The sequence below is a fragment of the Leucobacter sp. PH1c genome (genome assembly GCF_000633415.1).
GTDB lineage: Bacteria > Actinomycetota > Actinomycetes > Actinomycetales > Microbacteriaceae > Leucobacter.
The window spans coordinates 83693-97684 of the sequence record NZ_AYMV01000016.1 but is presented as its reverse complement, the minus strand read 5'-3'; the positions used below and the strand labels follow the sequence as shown (position 1 = coordinate 97684).

11 protein-coding genes are annotated in these 13992 nt (G+C 70.6%); 4 read left to right on the top strand and 7 right to left on the bottom strand.

Annotation, left to right across the window (positions count from 1 at the left end; all coding sequences use genetic code 11):
• Positions 1-28: 28 nt before the first annotated feature.
• The gene (locus U874_RS0105580) at positions 29-844 is read right to left on the bottom strand and encodes a heme ABC transporter ATP-binding protein (protein ID WP_029987736.1); all 816 of its coding nucleotides are present in this window, start codon (positions 842-844) and stop codon (positions 29-31) included.
• Positions 841-1908 carry an iron ABC transporter permease gene (locus tag U874_RS0105575; RefSeq protein WP_025133557.1) on the bottom strand — a complete coding sequence of 356 codons (1068 nt, stop codon included), beginning with the start codon at positions 1906-1908 and terminating at the stop codon, positions 841-843. Before U874_RS0105575 ends, U874_RS0105580 begins: the two co-directional genes overlap by 4 nt.
• A 208-nt stretch (positions 1909-2116) precedes the next feature.
• On the opposite strand from U874_RS0105575, the gene U874_RS0105570 reads away from it, so the two are divergent.
• From U874_RS0105570 to U874_RS0105555, 4 genes are all read left to right on the top strand, one after another.
• Positions 2117-3244: a hemin ABC transporter substrate-binding protein gene (locus U874_RS0105570; RefSeq protein WP_025133556.1), complete on the top strand. Its 1128-nt coding sequence runs from the start codon at positions 2117-2119 to the stop codon at positions 3242-3244.
• A 138-nt stretch (positions 3245-3382) separates the two neighbouring features.
• The gene (locus tag U874_RS0105565; RefSeq protein ID WP_025133555.1) at positions 3383-4150 is read left to right on the top strand and encodes a LytR C-terminal domain-containing protein; all 768 of its coding nucleotides are present in this window, start codon (positions 3383-3385) and stop codon (positions 4148-4150) included.
• A gap of 228 nt (positions 4151-4378) precedes the next feature.
• Positions 4379-6001: a chaperonin GroEL gene (gene groL, locus U874_RS0105560; RefSeq protein WP_025133554.1), complete on the top strand. Its 1623-nt coding sequence runs from the start codon at positions 4379-4381 to the stop codon at positions 5999-6001.
• Positions 6002-6446: 445 nt separating this feature from the next.
• Entirely contained in the window at positions 6447-7361 is a 915-nt protein-coding gene (locus U874_RS0105555; RefSeq protein ID WP_157834212.1) for a DUF559 domain-containing protein, read from the top strand.
• On the opposite strand, the gene U874_RS0105550 is transcribed toward U874_RS0105555, so the two are convergent.
• From U874_RS0105550 to U874_RS0105530, 5 genes are all read right to left on the bottom strand, one after another.
• Positions 7358-9199: a HAMP domain-containing sensor histidine kinase gene (locus U874_RS0105550; protein WP_025133552.1), complete on the bottom strand. Its 1842-nt coding sequence runs from the start codon at positions 9197-9199 to the stop codon at positions 7358-7360. The two genes, U874_RS0105555 and U874_RS0105550, sit on opposite strands and share 4 nt — an antisense overlap.
• Before the next feature lies 1 nt (position 9200).
• Positions 9201-9902, bottom strand: a complete 702-nt coding sequence (locus U874_RS0105545) for a response regulator transcription factor (protein WP_025133551.1) — start codon at positions 9900-9902, stop codon at positions 9201-9203.
• Positions 9903-9975: 73 nt separating this feature from the next.
• Positions 9976-11619, bottom strand: a complete 1644-nt coding sequence (locus U874_RS0105540; protein ID WP_025133550.1) for a DNA repair helicase XPB — start codon at positions 11617-11619, stop codon at positions 9976-9978.
• A gap of 50 nt (positions 11620-11669) precedes the next feature.
• Positions 11670-13565, bottom strand: a complete 1896-nt coding sequence (locus tag U874_RS0105535) for a helicase-associated domain-containing protein (RefSeq protein ID WP_025133549.1) — start codon at positions 13563-13565, stop codon at positions 11670-11672.
• A gap of 17 nt (positions 13566-13582) precedes the next feature.
• Positions 13583-13849, bottom strand: a complete 267-nt coding sequence (locus tag U874_RS0105530) for a hypothetical protein (RefSeq protein WP_025133548.1) — start codon at positions 13847-13849, stop codon at positions 13583-13585.
• Positions 13850-13992 lie beyond the last annotated feature (143 nt).

Sequence of the window (13992 nt, the reverse complement as noted above, 5' to 3'; positions counted from 1 at the left end):
GGATCCGGGGCCTCCGCCGTTCACGAAACTATCCGCGCTTCGGCATCACGATGCCCTGGCCGGTCACGGGGTGCGGAATCACCTCGACCGGGGTACGGTACACCTCGCTTACGATCTCGGCGGTGAGCACCTGATCCGGCGCATCGCAGGCGGCGATCCTGCCGTCGCGCAGCAGTGCGATCCGATCCGAGTACGCGGCCGCGAGATTCAGGTCGTGGAGGACCACGAGCACCGCGTCGCCCGCCTGCGCGCGCTCGCGCGCGAGCGTCAGCACGGCCTCCTGGTGCCCGAGGTCCAGTGCTGCCGTCGGCTCGTCGAGCATGAGCACGCCCGTGCGGCCCGCCATCACCCGCGCGAACGCGGTGCGGGCCCGCTCGCCCCCGGAGAGGGAGGGCACGCGGCGGTTGCCGAGGTGGGCGATGTCCGCCGCCGAGATCGCCTCGGCGATCGCCTCGTTGTCCTCGTCCTCGAACGGGGTGCGGCGCCACGGCGCACGCCCCATCTCGACGACCTGGTGCACGGTGAAGGGGAAGAGGAGCTGGTTGTCCTGCAGCAGCACCGAGCGGCGGCGCGAGAGGTCGACGAGCGACCAGTCCGCGATCTCCCGGCCCCCGAAGCGCACGGTGCCCCGGTCGGGCTTCACATCGCCGGAGAGGAGGCTCAGCAGGGTCGACTTGCCGGCGCCGTTCGGGCCGAGCAGGGCGAGCACCTCGCCGGCGCGGACCTCGAGCGAGACCCCGTCGAGCAGGTTGCGCCCACCGCGGGTGAGCACCACAGACTCCGCCGCGCAGATCGTCTCGCCGGTCGCCGCGCGCGTGGGCAGCGCGATGTGCTTGGCGCTCATCCCCAGCCTCCGCTCCGCTTGCGCGTTCGTCGCAACAGCCAGAAGAAGAACGGGCCGCCGACGAGCGCCGTCAGCATGCCGATCGGCATGTCGGCCATCGGCACGAGCGTGCGGGCCGCGAGATCCGCGAGCGTCAGGAGGAGTGCGCCGCCGAGTGCGCTCGCCGTGACGAGCGGCAGGTGGGCCGGGCCGAGCACCATCCGCATGAGGTGGGGGATCACCAGGCCGACGAAGGAGATGATGCCCGCGAAGGCGACGGAGGCGCCGACGAGCAGCGCGACCACGAAGATCATGGTGATGCGCAGCGCCTCCACGTTGACGCCCAGGTGCCTCGCGTTCCGCTCGCCGAGGGCGAGGAGGTCGAGCTTGTGCGCCGCGAAGTACGCGGCGAGCAGCCCGATCGCGATCACCGGCGCGATCACGAGCACCTGTGACCAGCGGCTCCCCGCGAGGCTGCCGAGCTGCCAGAAGACGATCTGCTCGCGCGACTGGGTATCGCCGAGGAAGGTGAGGAGCGCGATCCCGGCGCCGCCGACGGCGTTCACCGCGATGCCCGTGAGCACCAGGGTGACCACCTCGGTCTTGCCGTCGGCGCGGCTCATCGCGTACACGATGAGCGTCGCCCCGAGACCGAAGATGAACGCGAGGATGGCGGTGGTCCACTCGCCGAAGAGCGTGAGCCCGAACACGATCGCGAGACCCGCGCCGACAGCCGCGCCCGAGGAGATGCCGATCACGCCGGGCTCCGCGAGCGGGTTGCCGAAGATCGCCTGCATCAGGAGGCCGGAGACGGCGAGGCCCGCACCCACGAGCGCGGCCATCGAGACGCGGGGGAAGCGGATCGCCCAGAGCGTCTGATCGCCCGCGGGGTGCGACGGCAGCGGCAACCAGTCGATGCCGATCCGGTGCAGCAGCGAGCCGAGCACCTCCTGCGGCGGGACCTCGAGCTGGCCGGTGCCCGCGGACACGAGGATCGACGCGATGAGCGCGACCGCGAGCGCGGTGAACAGGATCGTCGACTTCGCGGCGTGCCGGGAAGCGGGTGTTCGGCTGGAGGGAGTCATGCGCGCGGGGAGCAGCTTTCGTCTGAGTACTGGGGGGAGGCCGCGGGGACGCACGCGCTCCCGGGGGCCGCGCAGGCGCGGCAACCTCTCATGTTCATCATATCTTTCTTGGGATAGGCTAACCCGCGGGAATGCCCGGGGAGCTCCGAGCCCGCTCAGACGCGGCGCCGCCGCCGCCGAGCACCGAACGCGACTTCGAGGGGATCTCATGCGCACGACACGTGGTGCTCGCATCCGGCGGGCGCTCGCCCTGGCCACGGTGGCGCTCATCGGCGTCGGCCTCACCGCCTGCCAGACTGGCGGCCCGGGATCCGGTGTGCACGCGGCAGAGAGCGTCGAACTGCCCCCGCTCTCAGACCTCACCCCCGTGGCCGATCCGAGCGCCGTCGAGGGGCCGACCACGGCCCTGATCGGCGGCCCCACGATCGCCCCGCTCGAGCACACGCCCGATCCCGAGCTGCCCGTGACGGTCACATCACACGACCGCTCGGGGGACACCGAGGTCACGGTGACCGACACGTCCCGCGTGCTCGCCCTCTCGCTCAGCGGATCGCTCGGCGAGCTCGTGCACGCCTACGGGCTCTCCGACCACATGGTCGGCCGCGACGTGTCGACGAACTTCCCCGGCTCGGAGGACATCCCGGTCGTCACGAAGGACGGCCACTCGATCGACGCCGAGGGCGTGCTGTCGCTCAGCCCCACGCTCATCATCACGGACGGGAGCATCGGCCCCACCGACGTCGTGCTGCAGATGCGCGACGCGGGGATCCCCGTGATCACCGTCGACCGCGCCGTCGACGCCGAGACGACCTACGTGACGGCGCAGCAGGTGGCCGACGCGCTCGGCGTGAGCGAGGCTGCTCCGCCGCTCATCTCGACGATGCAGGACGCCATCGCGGCGAAGGAGGCCGAGGTGGCGAAGCTCCTCCCCGCCGACGCGGACAAGCTACCTCGGGTCGCGTTCCTGTACGTGCGCGGCACCTCGGGCATTTACTACCTCTTCGGCGAGGGCAGCGGCGTCGACAGCCTCATCCGCTCCGTCGGTGCGATCGACGTCGCCAAGGAGATCGGCTGGGCGGGGGAGAAGCCCATGACGGACGAGGCGCTCATCGCGATCGATCCCGACGTGATCCTTGTCATGACGAAGGGGCTCGAGAGTGCCGGGGGCGTGGACGGCCTCCTCGCTGCGCAGCCGAGCATCGCGCTCACGACCGCGGGGAAGAACCGCCGGATCGTCGACGTCGACGACACCCTGCTCTTCGCCGGGGGAACCCGGATCCCGGATGTTATCGACGGCCTGGCCCGCGCGCTCTACGCACCGGACTCCCTGCAGTAGCCGGGAGAACGGGGCCGATTCACCGTTCTGGCAGCTCTCGCGATGTACTCTAGGGGCTGATCGCGCAGATCCTGCGCATCCGAATTCGCGCAATCCTGCGCAACAGAAACTGCCGTGGCACAGGACGAGGGGACTCACGTGGCGAGAAGGACCGAAGGCGCCGGCGCGCGCCGTGGGGCTCGCCAGGACTACCCCGAGGACCGTTTCGACCGCATCCCGTCGGGCCGCGGCCGCGTCGGCGCCCACCGCGTTACGGCCCGCCCCCGCTACGTGTGGCAGTACCTGATCGCCGGTCTGCTCGGCTTCGCGCTGCTCACGACCGTCGGCGTGCTCGCGGTGCACAGCATCGGCGACGCGGGCAAGCTCCCGCTCTCGGGCAGTCCGCTCGGCGGGGACACCTCGGCGACGCAGAAGCCCGAGGCCGTCCTGAACCCCGAGGCGACCGTCGCGGTGCTCAACGGCACCCCGACGCAGAACCTCGCGGCCGCGCTCGACGGGATCATCACGGAGAACGCGTGGGGCAAGATCCTCTTCTCCGGCAGCGCGAGCGCCTCCGACGTGAAGATCTCCGCGGTCTTCTACTCCGATCCCGCCCAGGCGTCCGCCGCCGCGGGGCTCGCGGCGAAGCTCGGCGGCCTTTCCACCTACACGACGGACGACTACCTCTCGTACAACGCCGACCTCGTCGTGCTGATCGGCGAGGACTACGCGGGCCCCGGACTCGACGAGGCGCAGCAGATGACCGACGCGGGCGCGAGCAGCACCGACGCCGAGGGGCTGCCGAGCTCCGGCGCGAGCGATCCCGAGATCGATCCGGAGACGGGCTGGGAGATCGACCCCGAGACCGGCTTCCCGATCAACCCAGACACGGGGCTCCCGCAGGATCCCGCGACGACCGCGCCCTGATCCCGCGCCCCGGACTCGATCCCGCGCCGTTCGATCCCGGGTTCCCGGTGTTCAGAAGCTCGTCCCTCCCTGTTCGCTGAGCGCGAGCGACACCGCTTGCACTCCCCCCGTGTGAGTGCCAAGATTGATTTAGCAGTCGAATCGACTGAGTGCTAAAGCTCCGCGCATCGATGCCAGCCGTCGCTGTGCTGCTCACCACTACGAGAACGTCCGGGAGGGGCGAAATACATGGCAAAGATCATTGCGTTTGATGAGGAAGCACGTCGTGGGCTTGAGCGAGGCCTGAACACTCTCGCCGACGCCGTGAAGGTGACGCTCGGCCCGCGCGGCCGCAACGTCGTGCTCGAGAAGAAGTGGGGCGCCCCCACCATCACGAACGACGGCGTCTCGATCGCCAAGGAGATCGAGCTCGACGATCCCTACGAGAAGATCGGCGCCGAGCTCGTCAAGGAGGTCGCGAAGAAGACCGACGACGTCGCGGGCGACGGCACGACCACCGCCACCGTTCTCGCGCAGGCGCTCGTCCGCGAGGGCCTCCGCAACGTCGCCGCCGGAAGCGACCCCATCGCGATCAAGAAGGGCATCGAGAAGGCCGTCGCGGCCATGACCGCGAAGCTCCTCGAGAACGCCAAGGAGATCGAGACCACCGACGAGATCGCGGCCACCGCGTCCATCTCGGCCGCCGACGAGCAGATCGGCAAGCTCATCGCCGAGGCGATCGACAAGGTCGGCAAGGAGGGCGTCGTCACCGTCGAGGAGTCGAACACCTTCGGCACCGAGCTCGAGCTCACCGAGGGCATGCGCTTCGACAAGGGCTACCTCTCGGCCTACTTCGTCACCGACGCCGATCGCCAGGAAGCGGTCTTCGAGGATCCCTACGTCCTCATCGTCAACGGCAAGGTCTCGAACATCAAGGACCTCCTCCCCGTCGTCGATCCCGTGATCCAGTCGGGCAAGCAGCTCCTCATCATCGCTGAGGACGTCGAGGGCGAGGCGCTCGCGACGCTCGTGCTCAACAAGATCCGCGGCATCTTCAAGTCGGCGGCCGTGAAGGCTCCCGGCTTCGGCGACCGCCGCAAGGCCATGCTCCAGGACATCGCTATCCTCACGGGCGGCCAGGTCATCTCCGAGGAGGTCGGCCTCAAGCTCGAGAACGCGACCCTCGACATGCTCGGCACCGCGCGCAAGGTCATCATCACCAAGGACGAGACCACCATCGTCCAGGGTGGCGGCGAGGAAGAGGCGATCCAGGGCCGCGTGACCCAGATCCGCCGCGAGATCGAGGCGACCGACAGCGACTACGACCGCGAGAAGCTCCAGGAGCGCCTCGCGAAGCTCGCCGGTGGCGTCGCCGTCATCAAGGCTGGCGCTGCGACCGAGGTCGAGCTCAAGGAGCGCAAGCACCGCATCGAGGACGCCGTCCGCAACGCGAAGGCAGCCGTCGAGGAGGGCGTCCTCCCCGGTGGTGGCGTCGCGCTCATCCAGGCCGGCAAGGACGTCTTCGAGACGCTCGAGCTGTCCGAGAGCGAGGCCGTCGGCGCGAAGATCGTCCAGGCCGCCATCGAGGCTCCGCTGCGCCAGATCGCCCTCAACGCGGGCCTCGAGCCCGGCGTCGTGGTCGACCGCGTCGCGAACCTGCCCCTCGGCCACGGCCTCAACGCCGCGACCGGTGAGTACGGCGATCTCGCCGCGCAGGGCATCCTCGACCCCGCCAAGGTGACCCGCTCGGCGCTGCAGAACGCTGCGTCGATCGCCGGTCTCTTCCTCACCACCGAGGCCGTCGTCGCCGACAAGCCCGAGCCGGCTGGCGCCGCTCCGGCCGGTGACCCGACCGGTGGCATGGACTTCTAAGTCCCGCTTCCTCGGCAGGGGCCGCACCTTCGGGTGCGGCCCCTGCTGCGTTTTCGGGGGTGTGCTGGGGTGACGCCCGAGCTTGCGTCGCGTCGCCCGTGCTTGCGTTGCGTCGCATCGCATCCAACAGGAGAAATCGCGAATCTCGGACGCTGACCCCGCGAAATCTCCGAGATTCTGGATTTCTCCGTGGGGATCGGAGGCGGATCACCCTCGACGCGCGTGGTGAGCAGCGCGCAGCCCGAGAAGGACGGGGTCAATCCGGCATCCACGTACTGCGAGCCGCTCACAGCCCGGGCTTGCACGACGTCGATCCACAATTCGTCGGTTCTCTCCCCGCGGGAGGCCGTGCGGGGCGACACTCATCCGCATGACTCTCGAACACAGGCTCCAACGCGCCGGGGGCATCATGCGAGCGGCGGCGCTCCATGACCTCGGCTACTCCGTGCACACGCTGCGCGGGCTTCTCCGGGCAGAACGCCTGGTGCGGCCACGCCACGGGTGGATCGCGCTGCCGCACGCCGACCCGGGCCTCGTCTATGCGGCCGTGCATGGCGTGCTGCTCAGCTGCCTGAGCGTGGTCGAGCGGCACTCACTCTGGATGCCGAGCAGACTGAGCCAGCTGCACGTGGCGGCACCGACACCGAAGTCTCAGGTGTGGGCCGGTGATCACGTGTGCCACTGGGGCGTGCCGGTGGTGCGGCGAACACCGTTCCAGCTCGTGGACCGGCTGGAGAACGCTCTGGTCTTCGTCTCGCAGTGCCAGCCCGCCGAGGCGGCGCACGCCGTGTGGGAGTCCGCGCTGCGGAGCGGGCACGTCACCCGGGACGTGCTTGCGCGGCTCCCGCTCCGCGGGCCCGAGCGCGCCCTGCTCGCCGAGTGCACGAGGTTCTCGGACTCAGGCCTCGAGAGCTACGTGCTCCGCAGGATACGCGCTCTCCGCCTTCGGATCGTCGCGCAGGCGTGGGTATTGGGCGCGCATCTCGACTTCTTGATCGAGGGGTGGCTGGTTCTGCAAGTGGACGGCGGGCATCACATCGGCAAGCAGCGCGACTCCGACAACGCGCTCGACGCCCGGCTCGCTGCCAGCGGATTCGTGACGGTTCGAGTGAGCGCGCGCCAGATCGAGCGCGACTGGCCGGAGGTGCAGCGTCGGATCATGACCGTCATCTCACAGGGGAGGCCGCGCACTGTCCACCCGAGCCGGGCCCGCGCGCGACCGGGTTCCTCTCTCATCCCGCAGGAGAAATCCGAAATCTCGGAGCCTCCACGGGGAAAAGCTCCGAGATTCCAGATTTCTCCGCGCGAAGCGGGGGCGGCGCGGGGAGAGGAGGCCGCGGTGCGGCAGCGTGAGGGCTAGGCGGGGTTCGGCGTGCCCGTGCCTTCGGCCGGCGGGTGGTCCGAGCCTGGTGCTGCTTGCTCGGCGGACTTCCCCTCGGAGGAACCGGGTTCCGCGGTCGGGCCCGCGCCGGACCCGGCGCCGGACTCGCTGGCACGAGGCCCGGTGGAACCGGATTCGGCACCGGCTTCGCCAGCGCCGGACTCGCCGGCAGCAGGCCCGGCGGGGCCGGACTCGGCACCAGCCTCGCCAGCCCCGGACTCGCCAGCACCAGCCTCGCCAGCACCAGGCCCGGCGGCGGGCACCGAGCCGCCGGGGGCCGCGGCCTCCGGGGCCTGCGCCGGGCGCTCGATCGGGGCGGTCTGGATCGCCGCCGTCTCGCCCGTGATCGGGGCAGGCGGGGAGCCGGGGAGGTCGACGCGGAACGTGGCGCCGCCGCCCGGGGTGTCGTGCACGCTCACGCGGCCGTGGTGCGCATCGACGATCGACTGCACGATCGCGAGGCCCAGGCCCGAGCCGCCCGTCTCGCGGTTCCGCGAGGAGTCCGCGCGCCAGAACCGGCCGAAGATCTTGTCGCGAATCTGCTCGGGCACGCCCTCGCCGTGGTCGGCGATCTCGAAGCGCGCGACGGGTCGCTCACCGGGAGCGGCCTCCGGCGTCGACACGATGATCTCGATCGGGCTGCCCTCGGGAGTGTGCCGCATGGCGTTGCCGATCAGGTTCGTGAGGAGCTGGCGCACCTTGTGGTCGTCACCGATCACGGATGGGTTCGAGGGATCCTCGATCACGGTGACCTCGCGGTCCGGCGCCTGCGCGCCCGCGTCGAGCGCCGCGTCCTGGGCCAGGCGGTTGAGAGGCAGGGAGGTGAGTACGAGCGGTCGGCGCTCGTCGAGTCGGGCGAGCGCGAGCAGATCCTCGACGAGCGAGGTCATGCGGATGGCCTCCTTCTCGATCCGCTCCATGGCCTGGCCCACCTGCTCCTGCTCCTGCAGCGCGCCCATCCGGTACAGCTCGGCGTAGCCGCGCACCGAGACGAGCGGCGTGCGCAGCTCGTGGCTGGCATCGCCGATGAAGCGCCGCATCCGCTCGATCGTGCGCGCCTGGTCCTCGAGCGATCCGTCGAGCCGGTCGAGCATCACGTTGAGCGACTGGCCGAGGTGGCCGACCTCCGTGTGCGGGCTCGCCACCATGATGCGCTTCGAGGTGTCGCCGCGCGCGATCTCGAGGGCGGTCTGCTCCACCTCCGCGAGCGGGAGGAACGTGGTCGTGACGAGCAGGCGGGTGAGCGCCGCGCCGAGCAGGATCACCGCTATCCCGAAGCCCGTGAAAACGATCACGTAGCGGGCCACCACCGTGTTGATCGCCGCCGTCGACGACGCGATCAGCAGGATCCCGCTCGGCTGCCCGTGGACGAGCACCGGGGAGGCGACCGCGCGCCACGTCCCGTGATCCGGGCTCGACATGGGGATGAACTGCCCCGGATCGGCGAGCAGCGTGTCGAGCGTGAGCGGCGACAGCAGCTCAGGCACAGCCGACGACTCGGCCACGCCGTGGGTGTTGTCGTACTGCAGCGCACCGGCCGCGTCGAAGAGCGCCACGTAGTACTGCTGGTTCGCGTACAGGATGTCGGGGCGCTCGAGGTTCGCGAGATCCGCCCCGGTGCCGAGCGCGAGCGATGGATCCTTGCGCAGCTGGTTCAGCGTGTTCGTCTGGTCCGCGAGCAGCATCGGGCGGAGCACGGAGAGCGTTCCGACCCCCGCCACGATGAGCCCGAGGAAGAGGATGAACACCGTGACGCCGGTGATCTTCGCCCGCAGTGAGATGTCATCCCAGCGTTCGGCGAAGCTCGGGCGCGACACCCTACTTCGCTTCGGTCTTGAGCATGTACCCGAAACCGCGCTTCGTCTGGATGAGCGACTCCTCGGTCAGCGGGTCGAGCTTGCGACGCAGGTAGGAGATGTAGGACTCCACGATGCCGGCGTCGCCGTTGAAGTCGTACTCCCAGACGTGATCGAGGATCTGCGCCTTCGAGAGCACGCGGTTCGCGTTCTGCATGAGGTAGCGGAGCAGCTTGAACTCGGTGGGGGAGAGCTCGACGGCGGCGCCCTCGACGGTCACCTCGTGCGTGTCCTGATCCATCGTGATCGGGCCGACCGAGAGGATCGAGTCCTCGTCCTCCTGGATCGTGCGGCGCAGCACCGCCTTGATCCGGGCGATGATCTCGTCGAGGCTGAACGGCTTCGTGACGTAGTCGTCGCCGCCGACCGTGAGGCCCTCGATCTTGTCCTCGGTGTCGTCCTTCGCCGTGAGGAAGATGATGGGCGCGGTGTAGCCGGCCGAGCGCAGACGCTTGGTCACGCTGAAGCCGTTCATGTCCGGCAGCATGACGTCGAGCACGATGAGATCGGGCTCCTCCTCAAGCACGGCCGAGATGGTCTGTGCGCCGTTGGCGACGGCGCGCACACCGAACCCTGCGAAACGGAGGCTCGTGCTGAGCAGCTCGCGAATGCTGGGCTCGTCGTCAACGATCAGAATCCGGGGTCCCTTGGGCTGAGTGTTCATGAGACCAGTCTCTGATCGTTTGCTATGAAGTGGCTGGAAATGCGCGGGCGTGTGGGGAACCTGCGCCCACCCGTCAGGATCCGGCCAGCTGATCCTCGTCGAGAATCGTGTAGGCGTAGCCCTGCTCCGCGAGGAAGCGCTGCCGGTTCTGCGCGAAGTCCTGGTCGACGGTGTCGCGCGTGATGAGCGTGTAGAACGAGGCCGTGGCACCGTTCGACTTCGGGCGCAGCAGGCGGCCGAGCCGCTGCGCCTCCTCCTGGCGGGAACCGAAGGACCCCGAGATCTGGATCGCGACCGACGCATCCGGGAGATCTACGGAGAAATTCGCGACCTTCGACACGACGAGGATCTTCTCCGCGCCCGTGCGGAAGGCGCCGAAGAGCTCCTCGCGCTCGTCGACCGGGGTCTGCCCCGTGATGAGCGGGGCGCCGAGGGCCTCCGCCATCGACTCGAGCTGGTCGATGTACTGGCCGATCACGAGGATGCTCTCGCCGGGATGGTTCGCGATGATGCGGCGGGCGACGCGCTCCTTCACGGGCGTGCTCGACGCGATCCGGTAGCGGTCCTGGTCCTCCGCGATGGCGTACTCCATGCGCTCGGCCTCGCCGAGATCGACGCGCACCTCGAAGCAGGCCGCCGGGGCGATGAAGCCCTGCGCCTCGATGTCCTTCCACGCGGCGTCGTAGCGCTTCGGCCCGATGAGGCTGAACACGTCGCCCTCGCGGCCGTCCTCGCGCACGAGGGTCGCCGTGAGGCCGAGCCTGCGGCGGGCCTGCAGATCGGCGGTCAGCTTGAACACGGGCGCGGGGAGGAGGTGCACCTCGTCGTAGACGATCACGCCCCAGTCCTCGGCATCGAGCAGAGAGAGGTGGGCATACTCGCCCTTCCGCTTGCTCGTGAGGATCTGGTAGGTGGCGATCGTGACGGGCTTCACTTCTTTCACCTGGCCGGAGTACTCGCCGATCTCGTCCTCGGTGAGCGAGGTGCGGCGCAGCAGCTCGTCGCGCCACTGCCGCGCGGACACGGCGTTTGTGACGAGGATCAGCGTCTTCGCGCCGACCGCGACCATCGAGGCCGCGCCGACGATCGTCTTGCCCGCGCCGCACGGGAGCACGACGACGCCCGAGCCGCCCTTCTGGAACGCCTCGACTGCCTTGGCCTGGTAGTCGCGGAGCTGCCAGTCGCCCTCGGCGAGCTCGATGTCGTAGGGTTCGCCCGGGGTGTACCCCGCGAGGTCCTCGGCGGGCCAGCCGCGCGCCACGAGCTGCTGCTTGAGCTCGCCGCGGGCCCAAGCCTCGACCGGGTAGGTGCGGTCGTCGATCTTGTTGCCGAGCAGCGGCGCGATCTTCTTCGCGCTCGTCACCTCGCGCAGCACGGCGGGATCCTCCGAGCGGAGCACGAGCGCGCCCTCGTCGTCCCGCTCGATCGTGAGGCGCCCGTAGCGGCGCATGGTGTCGGCGATCTCGTTCGCCACCCCGCTCGGCACAGGGAACTTCGCGTGCCGGTTCAGCGTGTCGAGGATCTCCTCGGCCGTGTGCCCCGCGGCCCGCGCGTTCCACAGCCCGAGCCGGGTGACGCGGTAGGTGTGGATGTGCTCGGGAGCGCGCTCGAGCTCCGCGAACACGGCGAGCTCGTGGCGCGCGTCCTCCGCGTCGGGGTGCGCGACCTCGAGGAGGACGGTGTGATCGCTCTGCACGATGAGGGGGCCGAGAGTCATAAGGATCTACTGTACTCGCGTCGCGTGCGCGGCGGGTGGGAGGGGGCCCGTCAGACCGGCTCGACGGCGGTGATCATGCTGACGGGGAGCGTGCGCTCCACGCCCGCGAGCTGGTCGGTCGCGCGGAGGCGCCCGCCCGATACGGACACCGGCAGCAGCGTGAACTCGTGGACCTGGCCGCGGGCCTCCGCGGTGACTCGGACGGGCCGCTTGTCGCGCATCGCGAGCTCCAGGTGGCGGGTGAACTCGCCCGTGCCAGGCTCCGAGCGCGCCGCCGTGTGCACCCGGTCGACCAGGGCGATGAGCGCCTCGGTGAGCGGGGCCACAGGGGTCGCCGCGGTGGGCGGGTGCGGATCGGATCCCGCGGCACCCGCGGACGCGGCGCCCGTGGACTCGGATCCGGCGGCCTCGGATCCGGCGGCCTCGGATCCGGTGGGGTCGGATCCCGCTGGCGCGGCGTCCGGAGCAGCCCCCGCCACGGCGCTGCTCGGCTGGTAGCGGGCGTCGGCGAGCGCCGAGAGGACGTGCTCTGCACGGAGGCGGGAGAACAGCTGTGCGGCCCCGTCCGCGGTCGGCAGGCCACGCATGAGCTGGAGGTGCTGCAGCGCGCGATCGACGAGGAGCGTCTCCGCGAGCTCCGGGCGGGCCACTGCAACGCGGGTGCGGCCCTCGTCGCCCGTGTGCTCGTGCACGACGAGCTCGCCGACGCGCTCCGCGCGGCTCGACAGGAGGTACTCGAGCGGCTGCGGGACGCCGGTGAGGGAGAGCCCGGCGATGAACTCGCGCGCGGCGGCCGGGGTGATGCCCTGTTCGAGCGCATCGCCCAGGCTGCCCTCCGAGATACGGCGGGTGGAGGCCACCCCGATCTGCTCGGGGCGCGAGATCGCGGCGAGCGCGGCCTCGTCGGCGGGGGCGAGGGGGCCGGGCACCACGACGCTCAGATCGGGCTGCACGTAGACGCCCGGTGCGACCCCCGGGGTGTCCCGGGCGATGAGCTCGCGCGCGGCGGCGGTGTCGCCGGCGAGCAGCGCGAGCGCCGGCGGGGAGAGCACGCCATCGACGGTGCAGCCGAACTGCTCGGCGACCTCGACGTACGCGGTCGCCGCGGCGCGCTCGGCGGAGGGGAGCAGGGGGAAGCGGTGCGGGATCCGCTCGCTCGCTTCGGCGAGCCGGCCGGGGACCTCCGAGAGGGTGCGGCGGAGCGCCTGCGGCAGCGCGGCGAGGAGCGCCTCGGCGAGCTGCTCCCAGCGTGCTCGGTGATCGTGCGCCAGCCAGGCGCGTGCGACGGCCGTGGTGAGGAGGAGCTGCGCGTCAGGCTGCGCGGCGGTGAGCTCCGCGGCGTCGAGGGCGGTGAGCGCCCGGGGGACGACTCCGGCGTCGATCCCCGTCGCATCGGCGAGGGCGCGGACAGCCGCGACGGCGACGGTGCCGTTGCGATTGAGCTTGAGCGGGCGCGCGGCGAGAGCGCGCAGGATCTCCGCGGATTGCCCGATCGCGGTGAGCGCGGGGGAGTACCAGGTGCCGGTATCGCCCGCCGCAGCGTTCTGCTCCCGCGGGGCTGGCTCGGCGGCGAGCTCGGCAGCGGCGACGCCCGCCTCGGCGAGGGCGGCCTGGAGCGCCTCCGTGACCTCGGGGAGCGCGACCGGCTCACCGCGCTGCGCGCCGACGAGCCCGAGCGCTGTGAGCGCCGCGGTGGTGCCGGGCTCCGCGCTGCGCGGGCCGCCCGTGCCGGGGAGCTCCGCCAGCTGGGCGAGCACGTGGAGCGCGCCCCGGTCGAGAGGGAGGATCGCGCGCTGGATCGAGTCCGGCCGGAGGAGCTCCGCGGCGAGCCCGATCGGATCGGTGATCCCGGCGGCGGCGTAGGGGCGCCGGGCCGCGACGAGCGCGTGCAGGGCATCGCGATCCATCTCCGCGAGCGCGGAGGCGAGCGCGAGAGTGCCACTCATCGGAAGCGCCTTCGTCCTCAGCCCGGGATGTTCCGACGGAGCTCGCGGCGGCGTCGCGCCTGGCTCACGATGAGCAGGAGCACCAGGAGGACGAATCCGACCGGCAGTGCGATGAGCGAGATCCCGTAGACGATGGGCCACAGGCCCTCCGCCATGGCCTCGCGGTTGTTGAGCCCGACGATCAGCGTCGCGAAGAAGGAGAGCAGCGCGGCGGCGATGATCGTGAGCGAGCTGTACGCGAGGATCCGCTCGAGGATCGATGGGGTGCTGGATTCAGTGGACATCCGCACCATTTTACCGCGTCCAAGCTCATCGTGGGCGGGAGATTGGGGCGGTAGACTTGCGTGGATATGCGGGTGCGCACCGCCGGCACGGTCGTGCGCGAGCGGGGGAGGCGAGCGCCCGCCGAGACGGAAAGGAACGAGGC

Excerpts from the sequence above, each read along its gene's own strand:
- U874_RS0105545 (WP_025133551.1), bottom strand. The coding sequence starts at position 9,902 with ATGAACACTCAGCCCAAGGGACCCCGGATTCTGATCGTTGACGACGAG.
- U874_RS0105580 (WP_029987736.1), bottom strand. The coding sequence starts at position 844 with ATGAGCGCCAAGCACATCGCGCTGCCCACGCGCGCGGCGACCGGCGAG.
- U874_RS0105535 (WP_025133549.1), bottom strand. The coding sequence starts at position 13,565 with ATGAGTGGCACTCTCGCGCTCGCCTCCGCGCTCGCGGAGATGGATCGC.
- U874_RS0105540 (WP_025133550.1), bottom strand. The coding sequence starts at position 11,619 with ATGACTCTCGGCCCCCTCATCGTGCAGAGCGATCACACCGTCCTCCTC.
- U874_RS0105530 (WP_025133548.1), bottom strand. The coding sequence starts at position 13,849 with ATGTCCACTGAATCCAGCACCCCATCGATCCTCGAGCGGATCCTCGCG.
- U874_RS0105570 (WP_025133556.1), top strand. The coding sequence starts at position 2,117 with ATGCGCACGACACGTGGTGCTCGCATCCGGCGGGCGCTCGCCCTGGCC.
- U874_RS0105575 (WP_025133557.1), bottom strand. The coding sequence starts at position 1,908 with ATGACTCCCTCCAGCCGAACACCCGCTTCCCGGCACGCCGCGAAGTCG.
- groL (WP_025133554.1), top strand. The coding sequence starts at position 4,379 with ATGGCAAAGATCATTGCGTTTGATGAGGAAGCACGTCGTGGGCTTGAG.